Raw genomic sequence first — 15,689 nt, 5'->3', positions numbered from 1 at the left:
ATGTCAGCCACGTCTCCCTCTCAGTCCATTATTGATTTACATCGCCCTGGCTCGGCCAGCGACGTTTTTGCAGGCGGGGCTCTCATGGCACCAGTGCTGCCATCCTTTGCTCGTCAGCGCACTGCAATTGGCTTGCCCGAAGTGGGTGAAGTGGATGTCGTGCGTCACTTCACTCGCCTGAGCCAGGAATCCCATGGGGTGGACAACGGACCTTATCCACTGGGTTCGTGCACGATGAAGTACAACCCGAAGCGCAATGATGCGCTTGCTCATTTGCCTGGCTTCGAGAACGCCCATCCCATGCAGGATTCGGACACTTTGCGCGGTCTGTGGGAGTTGTATGAACGTCTTCAGGAAATGGTGAGTGAAATCACCGGCATGGACGCCTGCTGCTTGGCGCCTGCCGCTGGAGCCCATGGTGAGTTAGCGGGTCTGCTGGTAATCCGCAAACATTTTTCCCATATTGGCTCCCGACGTTCGGTGGTGTTAGTCCCTGATTCGGCCCATGGCACCAACCCCGCGTCAGCGGCCATGGCTGGGTTCGAGTGCCGGATCGTTCCTTCGGATATCAAGGGTCGCGTGGATATGGTGTCCCTGCGCGAGATGTTGACGCCTGATGTGGCAGCCTTCATGCTGACCAATCCTTCTACCTTGGGTTTGTTTGAAGATCAGATCGTGGATATCGCGGATGCCGTGCACGCCAACGGGTCACTGCTGTACTACGACGGCGCAAATCTGAATGCGTTGATGGGAATCGTCCGTCCTGGTGACATGGGGTTTGATGTGGTGCATGTGAATGTGCACAAGACGTTCTCTACGCCACATGGCGGAGGCGGCCCGGGGGCTGGCCCTGTGGCGGTGAAAGCCGCTCTTGCAGACTACTTGCCCGGCCCAGTCGTGACCCGCAAGAATGGCATTGCCCAGCCGGACAGCGATCGTTTGCTGTCCGTTGGCCGAATGAAGAGCTTTCATGGCCATGTGGGGGTGTTGCTGCGCGCCTATGGCTATCTGCGCACAATGGGGGCGCAGGGATTGCGCGAGGCTTCGGAGAATGCGGTACTCAATGCCAACTATCTGCAGCACCGGTTGGCACCCATGTTGCCGCCGGTATATCGCCAAGTCTGCAAGCATGAAACCTTGCTGTCCGGCGAAAGGCTCAATACTTCTGCTCGTCAGTTTGCCAAACGACTCATTGACTACGGCATTCATCCACCCACATTAGTGGGCGCGGGTTGCGTGTATTTCCCGGGTGATCTCAAGTCGGCCATGCTTATCGAGCCCACCGAGACTGAAACGAAAGCCAGTCTTGACCGTCAGGTTGAGATTTTCCAGCGCGTCTTCAATGAAGACGCGACAGATGAGGCATTGGTCGACAGAGCTCCCCTGAGCCGCAAGATTGCGCGACTCGATATCAAGACTTAAGGACTAGCCATGTGTGGAATAGCGGGTGTGGTTAACGCTGAAGGCGTGACCAAAGGCGACGTGTGGAAGATGATCGACAGTATCAAGTACCGCGGAGTTGATGAGCAAGGAGTCGAAGACTTGGGGGGGGCCGTTCTAGGGCATGCCCGCCTCGCCGTAGTTGATCCCGAGAATGGCATGCAGCCAATGTCGAGCACGGATGGCAAGGTCTGGGTCGTCTTCAATGGCGAGATTTTTAACTTCATCGAGTTGCGCGAACAACTAAAGGCCAAGGGTTACAAGTTCAAGTCGCGCTGCGACACCGAAGTGCTGGTGCACCTATGGTGTGAAAAGGGGGAAAAGATGCTTGACGATCTTGTCGGCATGTTCGCCTTCTTTATCTGGGACCAGCGCTCACAGACCGGTATGCTGGCCCGCGATCGCCAAGGTATCAAGCCCTGCTTTTATGCTCCGTACCAAGGCGGTATGGCATTTGCCAGTGAAATGAAAGCTATCCTTGCGCTGCCCAAATTCGAGCGCAAAGTGAATGAAGGTGCGCTGGGCAATGTATTCACCTTTAATTATTGCCCACCGCCGGAAACCTGCTTTGAGGGGATCCGCCACTTATCGCCCGGTACTTTCATCCGCTACGGTGGTGGCCACTTTTCCGAGCCCGTGCGCTACTGGAGTTGGCCGTTAGATGGGGAGCGAGTCGATGTGTCACAGGCCGACCTAGAGTGCGCCCTAGATGAAGCAGTCAATCTGCAGATGCGTTTCGATGTGGATGGTGGCCTTTTTCTCTCGGGCGGAGTGGACTCGTCGGTTGTTGCGAACCGACTAGTGCCTCAGTGGAATCGTCCTCGGCTGGATGCGATTGGACTGCGTATCGAAGACAAAGGTTTCTCAGAGTATGCCTACGCTGAGCGCGTGGCGGCGGACCTGAATATCAACCTGTGTGCACTGGATATCCGGCCTTCCGATATTCCAGAAATCGCTCATTCGGTGGTGAAGCATGCAGAGCAACCGCATGGAGATTTCTCCTTTTTCCTGTTTTACCTGCTGTCTCGCAAGGCGCACGAGATGGGCAAGATTGTCATGTTTACCGGCGACGGACCGGACGAAGTCATGCTGGGGTTCCGTCACAACGAGCAGTTCTTCTCAGAGATGACGCGTGCCAATTTTTCGATGCGCAGCTATTTCGACCTTATCAGCTATAGCACCGAAAAAGACCGAAAGCGCATGATGAATCCGACTTTTCAGCCTCATGCTGAAGGCGCGCTCGACAAGTTCATGAGCATCATCGAGCCATTTCGTGACTTAGAGCCGATGGAGCAAGTTGCTGCATATGAGCTGACGTCGCTCATGCCCGGTAACAACACTGTTAAGGGTGATCGCATGGGCGCTTGCTGGTCCATTGAAGGGCGGGCACCTTTCCTGGACCATCGGGTGAGTGAGTTGTTTGCACGTTTGCCCATAACATCCAAGTTCTATCAGGGTGTTGGTAAGTACTTCCTCAAGAAAGCGGCGGAGAGTTATTTCGACCGCGATTTTGTGTTCCGACCTAAGACTATGCCCACGCTGCCCATAGGCGACTGGATCAAAGGTCCGCTATATCAATGGGCGCGGGAGGTTCTTGCGCTGCCCGACGGTGGGCGTTTTGATCGTAGTGAACTGCAGGTCATGCTGGATGAGCACCGCAGCGGTCTGCACAATCACACCAAGCAACTGCGCACCGTGCTCATGGCCAAGCTTTGGCTACAAGAGTTCTTTCCCGAAAACAATTAAGAATCACCAGGTGGAGACAGCAGGACCATGGCTGACTTTGAATACTATCTTGCTCAGTTTGTGGATATCCACGGTCGCCCTAAGGCGAAGCTGGTGCCAGGCAAGCACAAGGAGATGATCTTTGGCGCAGGCGCAGGTTTTGCAGGTTTTGCAATAGCCGGCATGGGTATGGAGCCCCATGGCCGGGAGTTCATGGCTATCGGCGACCGTGACTCGATTCGCCCGGTGCCTTGGATGACGTCAACAGCCAGCGTTGCTTGCGATGGGCATGTTGACGGCAAGCCTCATGCATTCGACTCACGCGTGATTGCTAAGAAGGCGTTGGCCGATTTCCGTGAAACGACCGGTTTGGAGTTTTTCACGGGCCTGGAGCCGGAGTTCTTTCTGCTCCGGCCAGGGGCAACTGCTGGTAGCTGGGTCGTTGCAACGGAATCAGAGTCACTTGACAAACCATGCTACGACTTCCGTCACCTGTCCTCGGTGTCTGACTTTCTAGTGGAGTTGCGGGCAGCATTAGGCAGTGCTGGTATCGACGTTTATCAAATTGACCATGAAGATGCCAACGGCCAGTTCGAGATGAACTTTACCTACGCTGATGGATTGCGAACGGCGGATAACCTCACCTACTTTAAGATGGCGGCTCAGGCGATTGCCAGAAAGTATGGCCTGCTGTGTTCTTTCATGCCCAAGCCGTTTGCCGAGCGGTCGGGCAGCGGCTTGCATATGCACATGTCCGCTGGTAGGCAGTTTGGAGATAATGCTTTCGAGGATGCCTCCGACTCTCGCGGCATGGGTTTGTCGCAACTGGCGTACCATTTCCTGGGTGGATTGATTGCGCACGCGCCAGGCCTCACCGCAATTGCCGCTCCCTGTGTCAATTCCTACCGTCGTTTGGTATCACGCGGCTCGCGTTCGGGTGCAACTTGGGCGCCCATCAACATCGCTTGGGGCGACAACAATCGCACGGCCTTTGTACGCATCCCAGGAGGGCGACTTGAGCTGCGGGTGCCAGACGCATCAGCCAACCCTTACTTGCTGACTGCGGCCGTTATTCATGCCGGTCTGGACGGCATTCAGCGAAAGCTCGATCCTGGCCAGCCTTGCAATGAAAACCTCTACCAATTCAGCTTGGCCGAACTTGCTGCACGTGGCATCAAACGCCTGCCAGCAAGTTTGCCCGATGCACTTAATGCGCTGGAGGCCGACCAAACGCTTTGTAAGGGCTTGGGCGCTGACTTTGTCGCAGAGTTCGCTGAGATCAAGCGTGCTGAGTGGGATGAAATGCTGTTCGTGGTGCCGCCTGCGGAATTCCGGCGCTATGTGGATTTTTTCTGATGTTCAACGAAATTCTGTTCTGACCGTCTGAAGCAGAAAGTAAGTTGATGTCCATGACTCCAGACTCGCTCGCACATGTCTCTACGCAGCGCGTTGACGAGTGGCGAGACATCGACAAGGTTGCTTACGCTTACCACCTAGCGCAATGGCTTGAGCAGAAGCAGTCGACCAAACATTTTTCGGAGTTTGTCAGTGGCCTTTGCGCCGAGTCTGATTTGGTAGTCGACCTTGGCTGCGGCGCGGGTGCTGCAACCTACTACCTCTCTCAGCGTCACGCCGCAACTCGGTTTCTCGGAATTGACTATTCGGATGCGCTGGTCGCACTCGCGGGCCATTTCGCTCTCGAGCGGCAGGCTACCAACCTTTCGTTTGTTGAAGGCGACTGGTTTAACCTTGCGCCTCGGGCCGATGTTGATGGAGTAGTGAGCCTGCAGACACTGTCTTGGCTGCCGGGTTTCGAACAACCTTTGGATGCGATTTTCAGCCGACTCAATCCACGCTGGATTGCGCTGACCAGCCTGTTTTACGATGGCGATATCTCGTGCAAGATTGAGGTTAACGAACATGTACGCAACCGGAGTTCTTTTTACAACATTTATTCGATACCGTCGGTCGCGCGCCATGTAGCGAAATATGGTTATCGAATCACTCGCCAACAGCCGTTTGCAATTGATATTGATATCCCGCGACCCGCCAACCGCGATGCAATGGGCACTTATACCGTTTTGTCTAGAGAGAGTGCAGGGGCGCCTGAGACCCGGCTCCAGATTAGCGGACCCTTACTCATGAATTGGCACCTTTTGGTAATTGAAAGAATATGAACGAACAGCCCTTAAGGCCATCGACGTGACGCGGCACGCGCGGATACTGTTGGTTAGCTATGGGGGCGGGCATATTGAAATGTGCCTCCCAGTCATGCGCGCGATCCGCGAACGGTTGCCTGACAGCGAAATTCGTGTGATGGCGCTCACTACTGCCTTCAACGCCGCGCGAGCGGCAGGCGAGAAGCCTCTTGGCTTTCGTGATTTCACGATGCTACCGGGCGGTAAGCGTGCGCTTGCCTATGGCGAGCGGCTGCTTGCTGTGACTAGTAGCGGCCACCCGTCTGTTACGCGCGAGGAGTCGCTCGCATATCTCGGTTTCAATTTTCTTGAGTGGGTCGAGCGTGACGGGGAGGAGGCAGCTTGGGCGCTCTGGGAGCAGGAGGGGCGCAATGCGTTCCTACCAGTCAGTTTTTTCCGCGCGGTACTGCGTCATTTGCTGGTCGATGTGGTGATCACTACCAACTCGCCGCGGAGCGAGCAAGCAGCAATCGAGGCTGCGGTCGAGTTGGGCATTCCGTGTCTGACCATGGTTGATTTGTTCTCTCTACAGGGCGACCCGTTTTTACGCAGAGCTGTCCAGGCCGACTGCTTGACTGTGTTGTGCGAAGCAACTCGCGGGAATCTCATCGCTGCAGGCATAGACGCGAAAAAGATTTTTGTTACCGGTAACCCAGCATTCGACAGTCTCGTGACAGATGAAGCCGCATCGCTTGGAGCGGCTTGGCGCGCTCAGCGCGGCTGGCGTGGACAGAACATAGTGCTCTGGGCTGGCCATCTAGAGGCTGCTCAGTCGCTGCCAGCGGAACTTGCTGGCAGTGGTTTAGGCGATGAGCTACAGCGGCAACTCGTCGAATGGGTTGAGGCGCGACCCAGCGCATGTCTCGTAGTGCGCTATCACCCGAACGAGTGGCGTGCGTTCACGCCGCCTCCGCTGCACCCGCGGATTCACTGGAGTCAGCCTGAATGCGAACCGCTGCTGCCGTTGCTGATGGCAGCCGACCAGGTTGTGGTACAGATCACCACAGTTGGCGTGCAGGCGCATTTCGCAGGAAAACGCATCATTAATATCGGCTATTCGCCTTACGTTCGCAGCACTGGAATCGACTATTCCCTGTTTGGCATGAGCGAGAGGGCTGACAATCCAGCAATGCTGACGACACTGCTCGACCGTGGTTTAGCTGGCGGTACGCCAGTGAGCCGCGCCAATTTTGCGAAACATGATCGTGCCGCGCAGGCCATTGCATCCCATGTTTATGCTCTTGCAAGAAAAAGAAACACCCGATGAGTGCCAAGCAGTCTCGCCAGATTCTGGGTTTGATACTCGCACGCGGAGGTAGTAAAAGACTGCCTGGAAAGAATTTGCGGCCGTTGCATGGTAGGCCCCTTATAGCTTGGACTATTGAGGCGGCTTGCTCATGTCCGGCTATTACCACTACAGTGGTTTCTACCGACTCGCAGGCGATTGCGGACGTTGCAATGCAGCACGGCGCACGTGTTCCATTCCTGCGTCCCGAAATGCTCGCTCAAGACCACTCTACTTCAGCCGATTCGGCAATTCATGCCGTGGAATTTCTCGCCGCACAAGGTGAGGAATTCGACGCCATTATGTTGCTGGAACCGACCTCGCCCCTGCGTGCCGACGGTGACATTGCCAGCACCATCGATATGCTGTTAGAGCGCTGGGACGACCTTGATGCTGTCGTGACCGTTGGGCAAATGCACCGTGAGCATCCGTTAGACATCAAGCGCAAGGACATTCGCGACGGCCTTTCATCTTGGATGCCTGTGGACAAAGGTCAGCCAGACTGCACGCCTGCTTGGTACCCGTATGGCGGTATTTATTTGATTAAGACGGCTATCTTGCGTAGCCAGCGAACCTTCTATCCGGAGCGTTTGGGTGGGAAACGAGTTCAGCGTTGGCAGAATTACGAGGTAGACGACGAAATAGATTTCCTTTGCATAGAGTCGATCATTCGCCATTTCAAAGGACGTCTGCCGGAGCAACTATGAGGGGCGCAAAACATACCATGACCGCTGAACCTGAAGGCTCAACCCAGGTGGATACACGCTCGTACAGTGAACGCCTGCACAAGGTCATTCCTGGCGGTGCGCACACCTATTCCCGTGGTGATGATCAGTACCCGTCAAATGCACCAGAGATACTGGTAAGTGGCAAGGGCGCCTACGTTACAGATTCGGTTGGTCGCACGCTTCTCGACTACGGCATGGGGTTGCGCGCTGTAACTCTGGGTTACGCCGACGAGCGAGTGAACCGTGCTGCGCAGCGAGGCATGGAGCTTGGTGTCAATCTCACGCGAGCCTCGGTGATTGAGTTGGAGGCCGCAGAACGCCTGGTCGGGTTGATTGATGGCGCCGACATGGTGAAGTTCGCCAAGAATGGTTCCAACGTCACTACAGCCGCAGCGAAGCTTGCACGAGCATTTACCGGGCGCACGTTTATCTGCGTCCCACGTCAACATCCATTCTTCTCGTTCGACGACTGGTTTATCGGGGCCACCGTACTCAAGCGTGGTATTCCTGAAACTCACCATGCAGCGACACTATTGTTCGACTATGGCGACATCGAAAGTCTGCGTGTGCTTTTTGATGCTTATCCAGGTCAGATTGCTGGCGTGATGCTTGAGCCTGCAACTACTGTGGGGCCTTGCGGTCACTGCGCGCGTGTGAACCGCCTGATGCCACCGACGTGCAGCGAGTGTCCGAATCGTTCCGACAATTTCCTCGTCCAGGTGCAGGAGTTGTGCGTCAAAGACGGTGCTCTCTTCATCCTTGACGAAATGATCACTGGCTTTCGCTGGCACCTTAAAGGTGCCCAACACTTGTACGGTGTCAGGCCGGACCTGACCACATTTGGTAAGGGCATGGCCAACGGCTTTGCCGTGGCGGCGCTAACAGGCCGGCGAGAGATCATGGAGGTGGGGGGGATCAACAGGGCTGGTCAAGAGCGAACGTTCTTGATTTCCACCACGCATGGTGGGGAGATGGCAAGCTTGGCCGCGTTCTTGGAAACCGTCAACATCTACGAGCAGTTTGGTGTGACCGACCACCTCTGGCGTTACGGTGCCCGGCTCCTAACAGGGCTGGAAGAACTCGCCCGGGAGGCGGGGGTAGAACAGGCCTTCCAGATACAGGGCAACGGGATCTCTATGAATTACGTCACGCTTGGCGCTGATGGCGCGCCTAGCCTTCCTCTGCGCACACTGTTTTCGCAGGAGATGATCCGTCATGGCGTTCTAATGCCTTGGATCGCACCAAGCTTTGCCCATGGTGAGGGGGAGTTGGATCGCACCTTCGAGGCCGCGCGCAGGGCGCTAGCCGTATATGCCTTGGCCTTGGAGCAGGGCGTGGACAAATTTCTTCAGGGGCCCGTGATCAAGCCGGTATTCCGGCAATTTAACTGATGAACACTGCAGCAAACAGTAGCGACTTCCGGCTCGACGGGAAGGTTATCGTGATGACGGGGGCTGCCGGGATTCTGGGTAAGCAGGCCGTCGCTCGATTCATAGAAGCTGGCGCCCGAGTCTGCGCTCTGGACGTTTCCGAAGAGGCCCTAGAAAAGCTGGGGCCGATTCACGACCAACTGATGAAGGTGGCTGCCGACGTGGCCCAGCGTAACTCCCTGGTGGCAGTACGTAAGCGCCTTGTTGAGTTATGGGGTGAGGCCGACGTGCTGTTCAACAACGCTGCGACTAAGAGCGAGAATTTCTTCGCACCATTTGAGGATTTTCCGCTTGAGGACTGGAATGCTGTGATGGCGGTCAACTTGACAGGAGCCATGTTGGCTTCTCAGGTGTTTGGTACCCCAATGGCCGAGAGGCAAGGCGGGGTCATTGTCAACACACTGTCGATCTACGGCATTGTGGCGCCTGACCAGCGTATTTACGAAGGTTCTGAGTACTTAGGCCGTCCCATCAACACGCCTGCCATTTATTCAGCCAGCAAGGCGGGGCTCTGGGGGCTCACTAAATATTTGGCGAGCTATTGGGGTGACAGGGGTGTGCGCGTCAATGCGATCACTCCGGGCGGAGTGTTCAGTGGACAGAATGAGGCTTTCGTAAACAACTACTCTCGGCGCGTTCCCTTGGGGCGTATGGCGTCTGAGCGCGACATTGTCAATGCGATGACCTTCCTCGCTAGCGATGCGTCGCAATACATCAGTGGTCACAACCTCGTAGTGGATGGTGGGTGGACAGCATGGTGAGTTCGGGGGTGTTCGTCATTGCCGAAGCTGGTGTCAACCATGATGGCGATGTGGTGCGTGCTCTGTGCCTATGCGATGCGGCCAAGGCTGCTGGCGCTGACGCTGTCAAATTTCAGACGTTTCGCGCTGCTGACCTCGTGGTGCGCGGCGCCCCTGCAGCCGAATACCAAAGCCGCCAGACGGGCGAGCTGGACCAATACGCCATGCTGGAGCGGCTGGAGCTGACAGAAGCAGAGCATGTACAGATCCTGGAGCACTGTAGAACCATTGGAATCGAATTTTTTTCAACCCCCTTCTCTGTACTCGCGGTTGATATGCTTGTCCGCCTGGGCGTTCGGCGACTCAAACTGTCGTCTGGTGAGCTCACGCACCGCCAGTTAGTCGAACACGCAGCGGCAACCCAGTTGCCGCTGCTGATGTCTACAGGCATGGCCACCATGGAGGAGATCACTGAAGCCCTGGTCTGGACCCGCACCGCCCGCGGCCACCTTGATGGCATAGTTTTGATGCACTGCACCTCGGCCTATCCTGCCTCAGACGACGCTCTGAACTTGACGGCGATGGAGCAGATGCGACGCGAACTTGGTGTGCTGATAGGCTATTCGGACCATAGCCTTGGCATAGAAGCCCCATTGGCGGCCGTGGCCCTAGGCGCATGCGTGATCGAAAAACACCTGACGTTGGACCGCAGCTTGCCCGGCCCAGACCATAGCGCTTCGCTGGAGCCAGATGGTTTTTCCGAGATGGTTCGGGGCATACGGCGAGTGGCCGCTATGCGCGGGAACGGTGTGAAGGCGCCTTGTCCGGAAGAGCAGAACACTGCTCGTGTGGCCCGCCGCAGCGTTGTGGCCCTAGAGGACATTGCGGCCGGTGTACCGCTGCGCCTCGAGATGCTAGGTTGTCGGCGCCCGGCCACCGGTATCGCCCCGCGTGATTTGAGTGTGTTAGCGGGGAGGCAACTGCGCCACCCGGTCGCGAGCGGCACCGTGCTGAACTGGTCCGATCTGAGTCCGGAGCCTAGCGCGTGAGTCTTGAGCACATTGCAGCAGTCCGGCGCGTGCTGTACCTCAGCGGCACGCGGGCCGACTTCGGTCTGATGCGCAGTACGCTACAACTTGTCGCTGCCGACCCTGCGTTGGTACTGGGCGTGGCCGTGACTGGCGTCCATCTGAGCGCTACGCACGGACACACGGTGGACGAAATACATGCGGCTGGCCTGCCGGTGGTGGCAGAGCTACCAGTGGATGTGCTCACGCGCACCCCTGCGAGTATGTCCGCGGCCGTGGCGCATTGCTTGCAAGGTATGGCGGCGCTATTGGAAAAGCATCGACCTGACGTTCTGTTGTTGTTGGGTGATCGGGGAGAGATGTTGGCCGGTGCTATTGCAGCTCTGAATCAGGGGGTTGCTACTGTTCACATCCACGGCGGTGAGCGTTCTGGTACGGTCGATGAGCCAATGCGTCACGCCATCAGCAAACTCAGCAGCTACCATCTGGTTGCTACCGAAGCGTCGCGAGACCGCTTGGTGTGTATGGGCGAAATGCCGGAGCGTATCCATGTGGTGGGTGCACCGGGACTCGACGGTCTGGTGGACCTGGCTTCAGGCACGCGCGAGGAGGCCCTGGCAGCGCTGGATATGCCTAGCGCTCAGCCGTTTATCCTGGTGGTGTTTCATCCAGTGGTTCAGCAGGCAAACTTTGCGTATGAACAGGCGCGGGCTTTGTTGGACGCGCTAAATTTGCAAGGCTGTCCTGTACTGTGGGTGGAGCCTAATGCCGATGCCGGTGCACTGGGTGTGCTGCAGGCACTCGACGAAGGATCTCTCCCCACTGGCTCGCGACGCATCCCGCACCTGAATCGTGGTCTATTCGCCAAAGCGATGCGCCATGCGGCAGTAATGATGGGCAACTCTTCGTCGGGCATCATCGAAGCGGCAAGTTTTGGTACCCCGGTCATCAATATTGGTGACCGGCAGAGGCTGCGCGAACGTAACGTCAATACTGTGGATGTGCCCGCCGATGCTGTAGCCCTGAGCATGGCCTTGCAACAGGCCTTGGCCCGCGAGCGCTACCCGTGCGAAAACCGCTATGGAGATGGGCAGTCGAGTGCTCGGATCGCAGAACTGCTGGCGCGGCTTCCTCTGACACTTTCGGTGCTGGAAAAAACTAATGCCTATTGAAGCTTCCCAGTCCCCATCGTTGCTGATTTTTGGTGCAGGTGGACACGGGCGTGTTGTCGCAGATGCCCTGCAACAAGCGCATGCTGACTGGGCATTGGTCGCGTCTGATCGAAATGATCAACTGTGCAGGGGGGAGTTGCTGCCAGGCATTCCGCTGGCGGCGTTGTCCTCCTTGGAGTCCCAGGGTGGTGCTTTACACGTAGCTATCGGGGACAACCGCGCGCGTGAAAATGAGAGCTTGTTACTCGGTCTTCGTCAGCTAGTCTCGGTGATCCACCCAAGGGCCAGTGTCTCGCCGCACGCGAGAGTTGGGGAGGGCTGCTTTGTGGCGGCCCAGGCGGTGATTGCGCCTGGCGTGGTGCTAGCGCGCAGCGTCATCGTTAACCACTGTGCAGTGGTGGATCACGACTGCAAAGTGGGTGCGTTCACCCATATTGCACCCGGCGCTGTGCTTGGGGGAGGTGCGCATGTCGGTTCGCGGGTCTTGATCGGATCCGGTGCTGTGGTGCTACCCGGGCGACTGATCTGCGACGATGCAGTGATCGGATCTGGCGCAGTGGTGCACCACGACATTCAACAGGCCGGCACCTATGTTGGTGTTCCGGCCAGGAGCATTTCATGAATCAGGCAGAGTTCAACGCCCTGTGCGTTGCACCCAGTTGCACCCTGCGGGAAGCGCTGCTGCGGCTGGACACCACGGCCAAAGGCTTTTTGATGGTGCTCAGAGAAGACGGTCAGTTGGTGCGCACTTTGACTGATGGTGATCTGCGACGCGCTCGCTTGGACGGTCACGGCGATTGTGTCTTGGTTGGTGAGTTGCCGATGCTACCCCCAACAGTGGTACGTGAGGACGCTACTGCCGCGTTTGTGCTCGAATTGATGGATTGCCACCAGATTGATCACATTCCAGTGCTGAACGAGCTGGACCAACCGGTGGATGTGGTATTCCGGCGGGAGTTGTCTCAGCGCATCTGGCTTTCCTCGCCCCATTTGGGTGAAGAGGAAACTGCCTTTGTCGAAGAGGCCTTCCGCACCAACTGGATCGCTCCACTCGGCCCGCACGTGGATGCGTTTGAGCGTGAACTCGCTATGCATGTGGGCGTGGGCCACGCCGCAGCCCTGAGCTCTGGTACGGCGGCCATCCACCTTGGCCTCTTGTTGCTGGGCGTACAGCCAGGAGACACTGTTTTCTGTTCTTCATTGACCTTCGTAGCCAGCTGTAATCCCATCCTCTATTGCAACGCACTGCCGGTCTTCATCGACTCGGAGCCGGATACCTGGAACATGTCTCCGCGGGCACTGGAGAGAGCTTTTGAAGCGGCACGCCGGGAGAACCGCCTTCCTCGCTGTGTGGTCCTTGTCAACCTTTATGGTCAGAGCGCTGACATGGAGGCGCTGCTGCCCATTTGCGAGCGTTACAACGTGCCCGTGCTCGAAGATGCGGCGGAGTCTTTGGGGGCCCGGCACAAGGGGCGCGCCAGCGGCAGCTTCGGCCAGTTAGCGGTGTACTCGTTCAATGGTAACAAGATCATCACCACATCGGGCGGTGGCATGCTAGTGTCCAACGACGCTACGCTCATAGCACGAGCGAGGAAGCTTTCTACCCAGGCGCGCGAGGTGGCACCCCATTACGAGCATGAGGAGGTGGGCTTTAACTACCGCATGAGCAACGTACTCGCGGGCATTGGACGTGGACAGCTCCGTGTCCTGGATGAGCGTGTTCAGCAGCGTCGGCGCGTCTTCGAGCGATACCAGCAAGCACTGGCCGATATCCCCTTCCTTCGTTGGATGCCTGAGCCGAAGGGTTGTCTCTCAACCCGTTGGCTCACGTGCTTCACGCTCGAGGGCGAAGGTGCCACTGCTCAATGCAGGGCTCTCATGCGGTTGATGGAGCGACATTCAATTGAAGTGCGGCCCGTGTGGAAGCCCATGCACCTGCAGCCGTTGTTCAGGAATGCTCCTTATTTTCCCCATGCTGATGGGGTGGATGTTTCTCGCCAGTTGTTTGAAACTGGCTTATGCCTGCCATCGGGATCCAATTTGTCTGAAGCGCAGCAGGATCGGGTAATTGCTCATTTGCGCCGTGTCTTAACGTCGTCTTTGGATACTCGTGCGCTGGCATAAGAACAATCTGCTGGCATTTGTATTGGACTTGGCACTGGTCGCATTCGGCTGGTGGCTTACCTTCTGGCTGCGCTTCAACTTGGATGTACCCGATGAATTCCAGGCCATGATGGTTGACACCCTGCCATGGCCGTTGCTCGGGTTTGGTACGAGTCTGCTGGTATGGGGGGTGTACCGCCACATCTGGCGCTATACCAGCGTGGCCGAACTCACGCGCCTTGTATATGGCGTGGTGTTCGCCGGTTTGTTGTCTGCGTCTGCAGTGCTGATGCTGCGAGTCGGGTCTTTCCCGCGCTCGGTGCTGCTGTTGCATCCCATGTTGGTGTTGCTGCTTCTGGGCGGTGCCCGCATCAGCGCCCGACTGTTGCTGGTCAACCGTGGGCAAAGTGCACCTACCGGCAAGCCCCTGCTGCTGGTGGGTTCGGTTCAAGACGCAGCAGTGGCACTGCCTGCGTTGCGCGGGACGCGGCTGTGGTCGCCGGTGGGTATCGTCAGTCCCATCGCGGCCGAAAAAGGCCGCAGCCTGCAGGGACTGAGCGTGCTGGGAGGTTTGGGCGACCTCTCCCATATTGCTGCGCGCACCCAAGCGGTAGCCGCCCTTGTGGTCTTGGCCGCAGGGTCTGATGCCCGGCGAGAAGTGCTCATGGGTGCTAGCGAAGCGAGTCTGCCCCTTTTGACAATGCCGCGGCCAGACGAGTGGCTGCGCGCTGAAGATGGTCAACCTAGGCGTATCGAGCTGGAGGATTTGCTGGGTAGAGCGCCCGTGGCGCTGGATGAAAAGGGCCTGTCTGATCTCATTGCCGGAGAGACGGTGCTGGTCACCGGTGCAGGAGGTTCAATTGGATCTGAATTGTGCCGCCAGATTGCGCGCTTTGGTGTTGCGCGGCTTGTGTGTGTTGACGTGTCCGAATACGCCATCTACCAACTGGAGCAAGAGCTACGCAGGGTTCACCCCCAAATGCAAGGCCTTTACTACACCGCCAACGTCCGAGAATATGAGCGATTGCTTGCCATCGCTCAGCTCCACCGACCGACGGTGGTATTTCATGCTGCCGCCTACAAGCATGTTCCCTTGATGGAGTCTTTGAACGAGGTAGAAGCCCTGCGCACCAATGTGTTGGGAACGTTGAATGCTGCTCGCGTCGCCGGCGTTGTCGGAGCTACGCGTTTTGTGCTGATATCCACCGATAAAGCGGTCAACCCGACCAATGTCATGGGTGCGAGTAAACGGCTCGCTGAACTGGTCATGCAGTCGGTTGCTAGCGAATGCGAAAGCACGCGTTTTGTGGCCGTGCGTTTTGGAAACGTGTTGGGTTCCAGTGGCTCGGTTGTTCCGTTGTTTTCTGCGCAGATCGCACGTGGCGGTCCGGTAACAGTCACGCATCCGGACATTGTTCGTTACTTCATGACGATTCCGGAAGCTGCCCAACTGGTTCTGCAGGCTGGTTTGATGGGCCAATCAGGGCAGATTTTTGTGCTGGATATGGGAGAGCCCGTCAAGATCCTTGATCTCGCGAAGATATTGATACGGTTGTCTGGCAAAAACGAGCAGGAAATTCCTGTGGTGTTCACAGGGCTCAGACCCGGAGAGAAACTCTACGAAGAGCTTCTTGCCAATGGCGAAACCACTATTCCGACACCACATCCCAAACTGCACGTGGCCAAAACCAGCTCACCGGGCCGCCTGAACCCGGAGAAGGTCTGCAGCGATATCGAGAGTTTAGGGGTTGCCCCGGCAGCTTCGTCGCTGCGTGCCTGGCTCCAGAGTCTGGTTCCTGAATACTCAGTGCGTTGATTCAGGCTGCGACCTGTGTCTCTC

13 protein-coding genes are annotated in these 15,689 nt (G+C 57.1%); all 13 read left to right on the top strand.

The window, feature by feature from the left end; genetic code table 11:
- Positions 1-1,422, top strand: a complete 1,422-nt coding sequence (gene gcvPB, locus ISS20_RS00450) for an aminomethyl-transferring glycine dehydrogenase subunit GcvPB (protein WP_291432714.1) — start codon at positions 1-3, stop codon at positions 1,420-1,422.
- Positions 1,423-1,431: 9 nt separating this feature from the next.
- A complete protein-coding gene (gene asnB, locus ISS20_RS00445; protein WP_291432713.1) occupies positions 1,432-3,186 on the top strand; it encodes an asparagine synthase (glutamine-hydrolyzing) in 1,755 nt (584 codons plus the stop codon).
- 27 nt (positions 3,187-3,213) lie between these two features.
- Complete coding sequence (gene glnT, locus ISS20_RS00440; RefSeq protein WP_291432712.1) at positions 3,214-4,521, top strand: type III glutamate--ammonia ligase; 1,308 nt, start codon at positions 3,214-3,216, stop codon at positions 4,519-4,521.
- Positions 4,522-4,574: 53 nt separating this feature from the next.
- On the top strand, positions 4,575-5,342 hold the full coding sequence (locus tag ISS20_RS00435; RefSeq protein ID WP_291432711.1) for a class I SAM-dependent methyltransferase: 768 nt from the start codon (positions 4,575-4,577) through the stop codon (positions 5,340-5,342).
- Between the two features lie 94 nt (positions 5,343-5,436).
- Complete coding sequence (locus tag ISS20_RS00430) at positions 5,437-6,630, top strand: hypothetical protein (protein WP_291432710.1); 1,194 nt, start codon at positions 5,437-5,439, stop codon at positions 6,628-6,630.
- Positions 6,627-7,355, top strand: coding sequence for an acylneuraminate cytidylyltransferase family protein (locus ISS20_RS00425; protein WP_291432709.1), 729 nt, complete (start codon positions 6,627-6,629; stop codon positions 7,353-7,355). Before ISS20_RS00430 ends, ISS20_RS00425 begins: the two co-directional genes overlap by 4 nt.
- A gap of 17 nt (positions 7,356-7,372) precedes the next feature.
- Positions 7,373-8,767 (top strand): glutamate-1-semialdehyde 2,1-aminomutase, encoded by a 1,395-nt coding sequence (locus ISS20_RS00420; RefSeq protein WP_291432708.1) that lies wholly within the window; start codon positions 7,373-7,375, stop codon positions 8,765-8,767.
- On the top strand, positions 8,767-9,567 hold the full coding sequence (locus ISS20_RS00415; protein ID WP_291432707.1) for an SDR family oxidoreductase: 801 nt from the start codon (positions 8,767-8,769) through the stop codon (positions 9,565-9,567). The genes ISS20_RS00420 and ISS20_RS00415 overlap by 1 nt, the downstream gene beginning before the upstream one ends.
- The gene (locus tag ISS20_RS00410) at positions 9,561-10,595 is read left to right on the top strand and encodes an N-acetylneuraminate synthase family protein (RefSeq protein ID WP_291432741.1); all 1,035 of its coding nucleotides are present in this window, start codon (positions 9,561-9,563) and stop codon (positions 10,593-10,595) included. Before ISS20_RS00415 ends, ISS20_RS00410 begins: the two co-directional genes overlap by 7 nt.
- On the top strand, positions 10,592-11,746 hold the full coding sequence (gene neuC / locus ISS20_RS00405; RefSeq protein WP_291432706.1) for a UDP-N-acetylglucosamine 2-epimerase: 1,155 nt from the start codon (positions 10,592-10,594) through the stop codon (positions 11,744-11,746). The genes ISS20_RS00410 and neuC overlap by 4 nt, the downstream gene beginning before the upstream one ends.
- The gene (locus ISS20_RS00400; protein WP_291432705.1) at positions 11,736-12,368 is read left to right on the top strand and encodes an acetyltransferase; all 633 of its coding nucleotides are present in this window, start codon (positions 11,736-11,738) and stop codon (positions 12,366-12,368) included. Before neuC ends, ISS20_RS00400 begins: the two co-directional genes overlap by 11 nt.
- Positions 12,365-13,870 (top strand): DegT/DnrJ/EryC1/StrS family aminotransferase, encoded by a 1,506-nt coding sequence (locus ISS20_RS00395; protein ID WP_291432704.1) that lies wholly within the window; start codon positions 12,365-12,367, stop codon positions 13,868-13,870. The genes ISS20_RS00400 and ISS20_RS00395 overlap by 4 nt, the downstream gene beginning before the upstream one ends.
- Positions 13,857-15,665 (top strand): nucleoside-diphosphate sugar epimerase/dehydratase, encoded by a 1,809-nt coding sequence (locus tag ISS20_RS00390; protein ID WP_291432703.1) that lies wholly within the window; start codon positions 13,857-13,859, stop codon positions 15,663-15,665. The genes ISS20_RS00395 and ISS20_RS00390 overlap by 14 nt, the downstream gene beginning before the upstream one ends.
- Positions 15,666-15,689 lie beyond the last annotated feature (24 nt).

This window comes from Acidovorax sp., from assembly GCF_016783915.1.
GTDB lineage: Bacteria > Pseudomonadota > Gammaproteobacteria > Burkholderiales > Burkholderiaceae_C > Acidovorax.
The sequence above is the reverse complement of the archived record's forward strand: the minus strand, read 5'-3'. Positions and strand labels throughout refer to the sequence as shown.

Excerpts from the sequence above, each read along its gene's own strand:
- gcvPB (WP_291432714.1), top strand. The coding sequence starts at position 1 with ATGTCAGCCACGTCTCCCTCTCAGTCCATTATTGATTTACATCGCCCT.
- asnB (WP_291432713.1), top strand. The coding sequence starts at position 1,432 with ATGTGTGGAATAGCGGGTGTGGTTAACGCTGAAGGCGTGACCAAAGGC.
- glnT (WP_291432712.1), top strand. The coding sequence starts at position 3,214 with ATGGCTGACTTTGAATACTATCTTGCTCAGTTTGTGGATATCCACGGT.
- ISS20_RS00435 (WP_291432711.1), top strand. The coding sequence starts at position 4,575 with ATGACTCCAGACTCGCTCGCACATGTCTCTACGCAGCGCGTTGACGAG.
- ISS20_RS00430 (WP_291432710.1), top strand. The coding sequence starts at position 5,437 with ATGCGCGCGATCCGCGAACGGTTGCCTGACAGCGAAATTCGTGTGATG.
- ISS20_RS00425 (WP_291432709.1), top strand. The coding sequence starts at position 6,627 with ATGAGTGCCAAGCAGTCTCGCCAGATTCTGGGTTTGATACTCGCACGC.
- ISS20_RS00420 (WP_291432708.1), top strand. The coding sequence starts at position 7,373 with ATGACCGCTGAACCTGAAGGCTCAACCCAGGTGGATACACGCTCGTAC.
- ISS20_RS00415 (WP_291432707.1), top strand. The coding sequence starts at position 8,767 with ATGAACACTGCAGCAAACAGTAGCGACTTCCGGCTCGACGGGAAGGTT.
- ISS20_RS00410 (WP_291432741.1), top strand. The coding sequence starts at position 9,561 with ATGGTGAGTTCGGGGGTGTTCGTCATTGCCGAAGCTGGTGTCAACCAT.
- ISS20_RS00400 (WP_291432705.1), top strand. The coding sequence starts at position 11,736 with ATGCCTATTGAAGCTTCCCAGTCCCCATCGTTGCTGATTTTTGGTGCA.
- ISS20_RS00395 (WP_291432704.1), top strand. The coding sequence starts at position 12,365 with ATGAATCAGGCAGAGTTCAACGCCCTGTGCGTTGCACCCAGTTGCACC.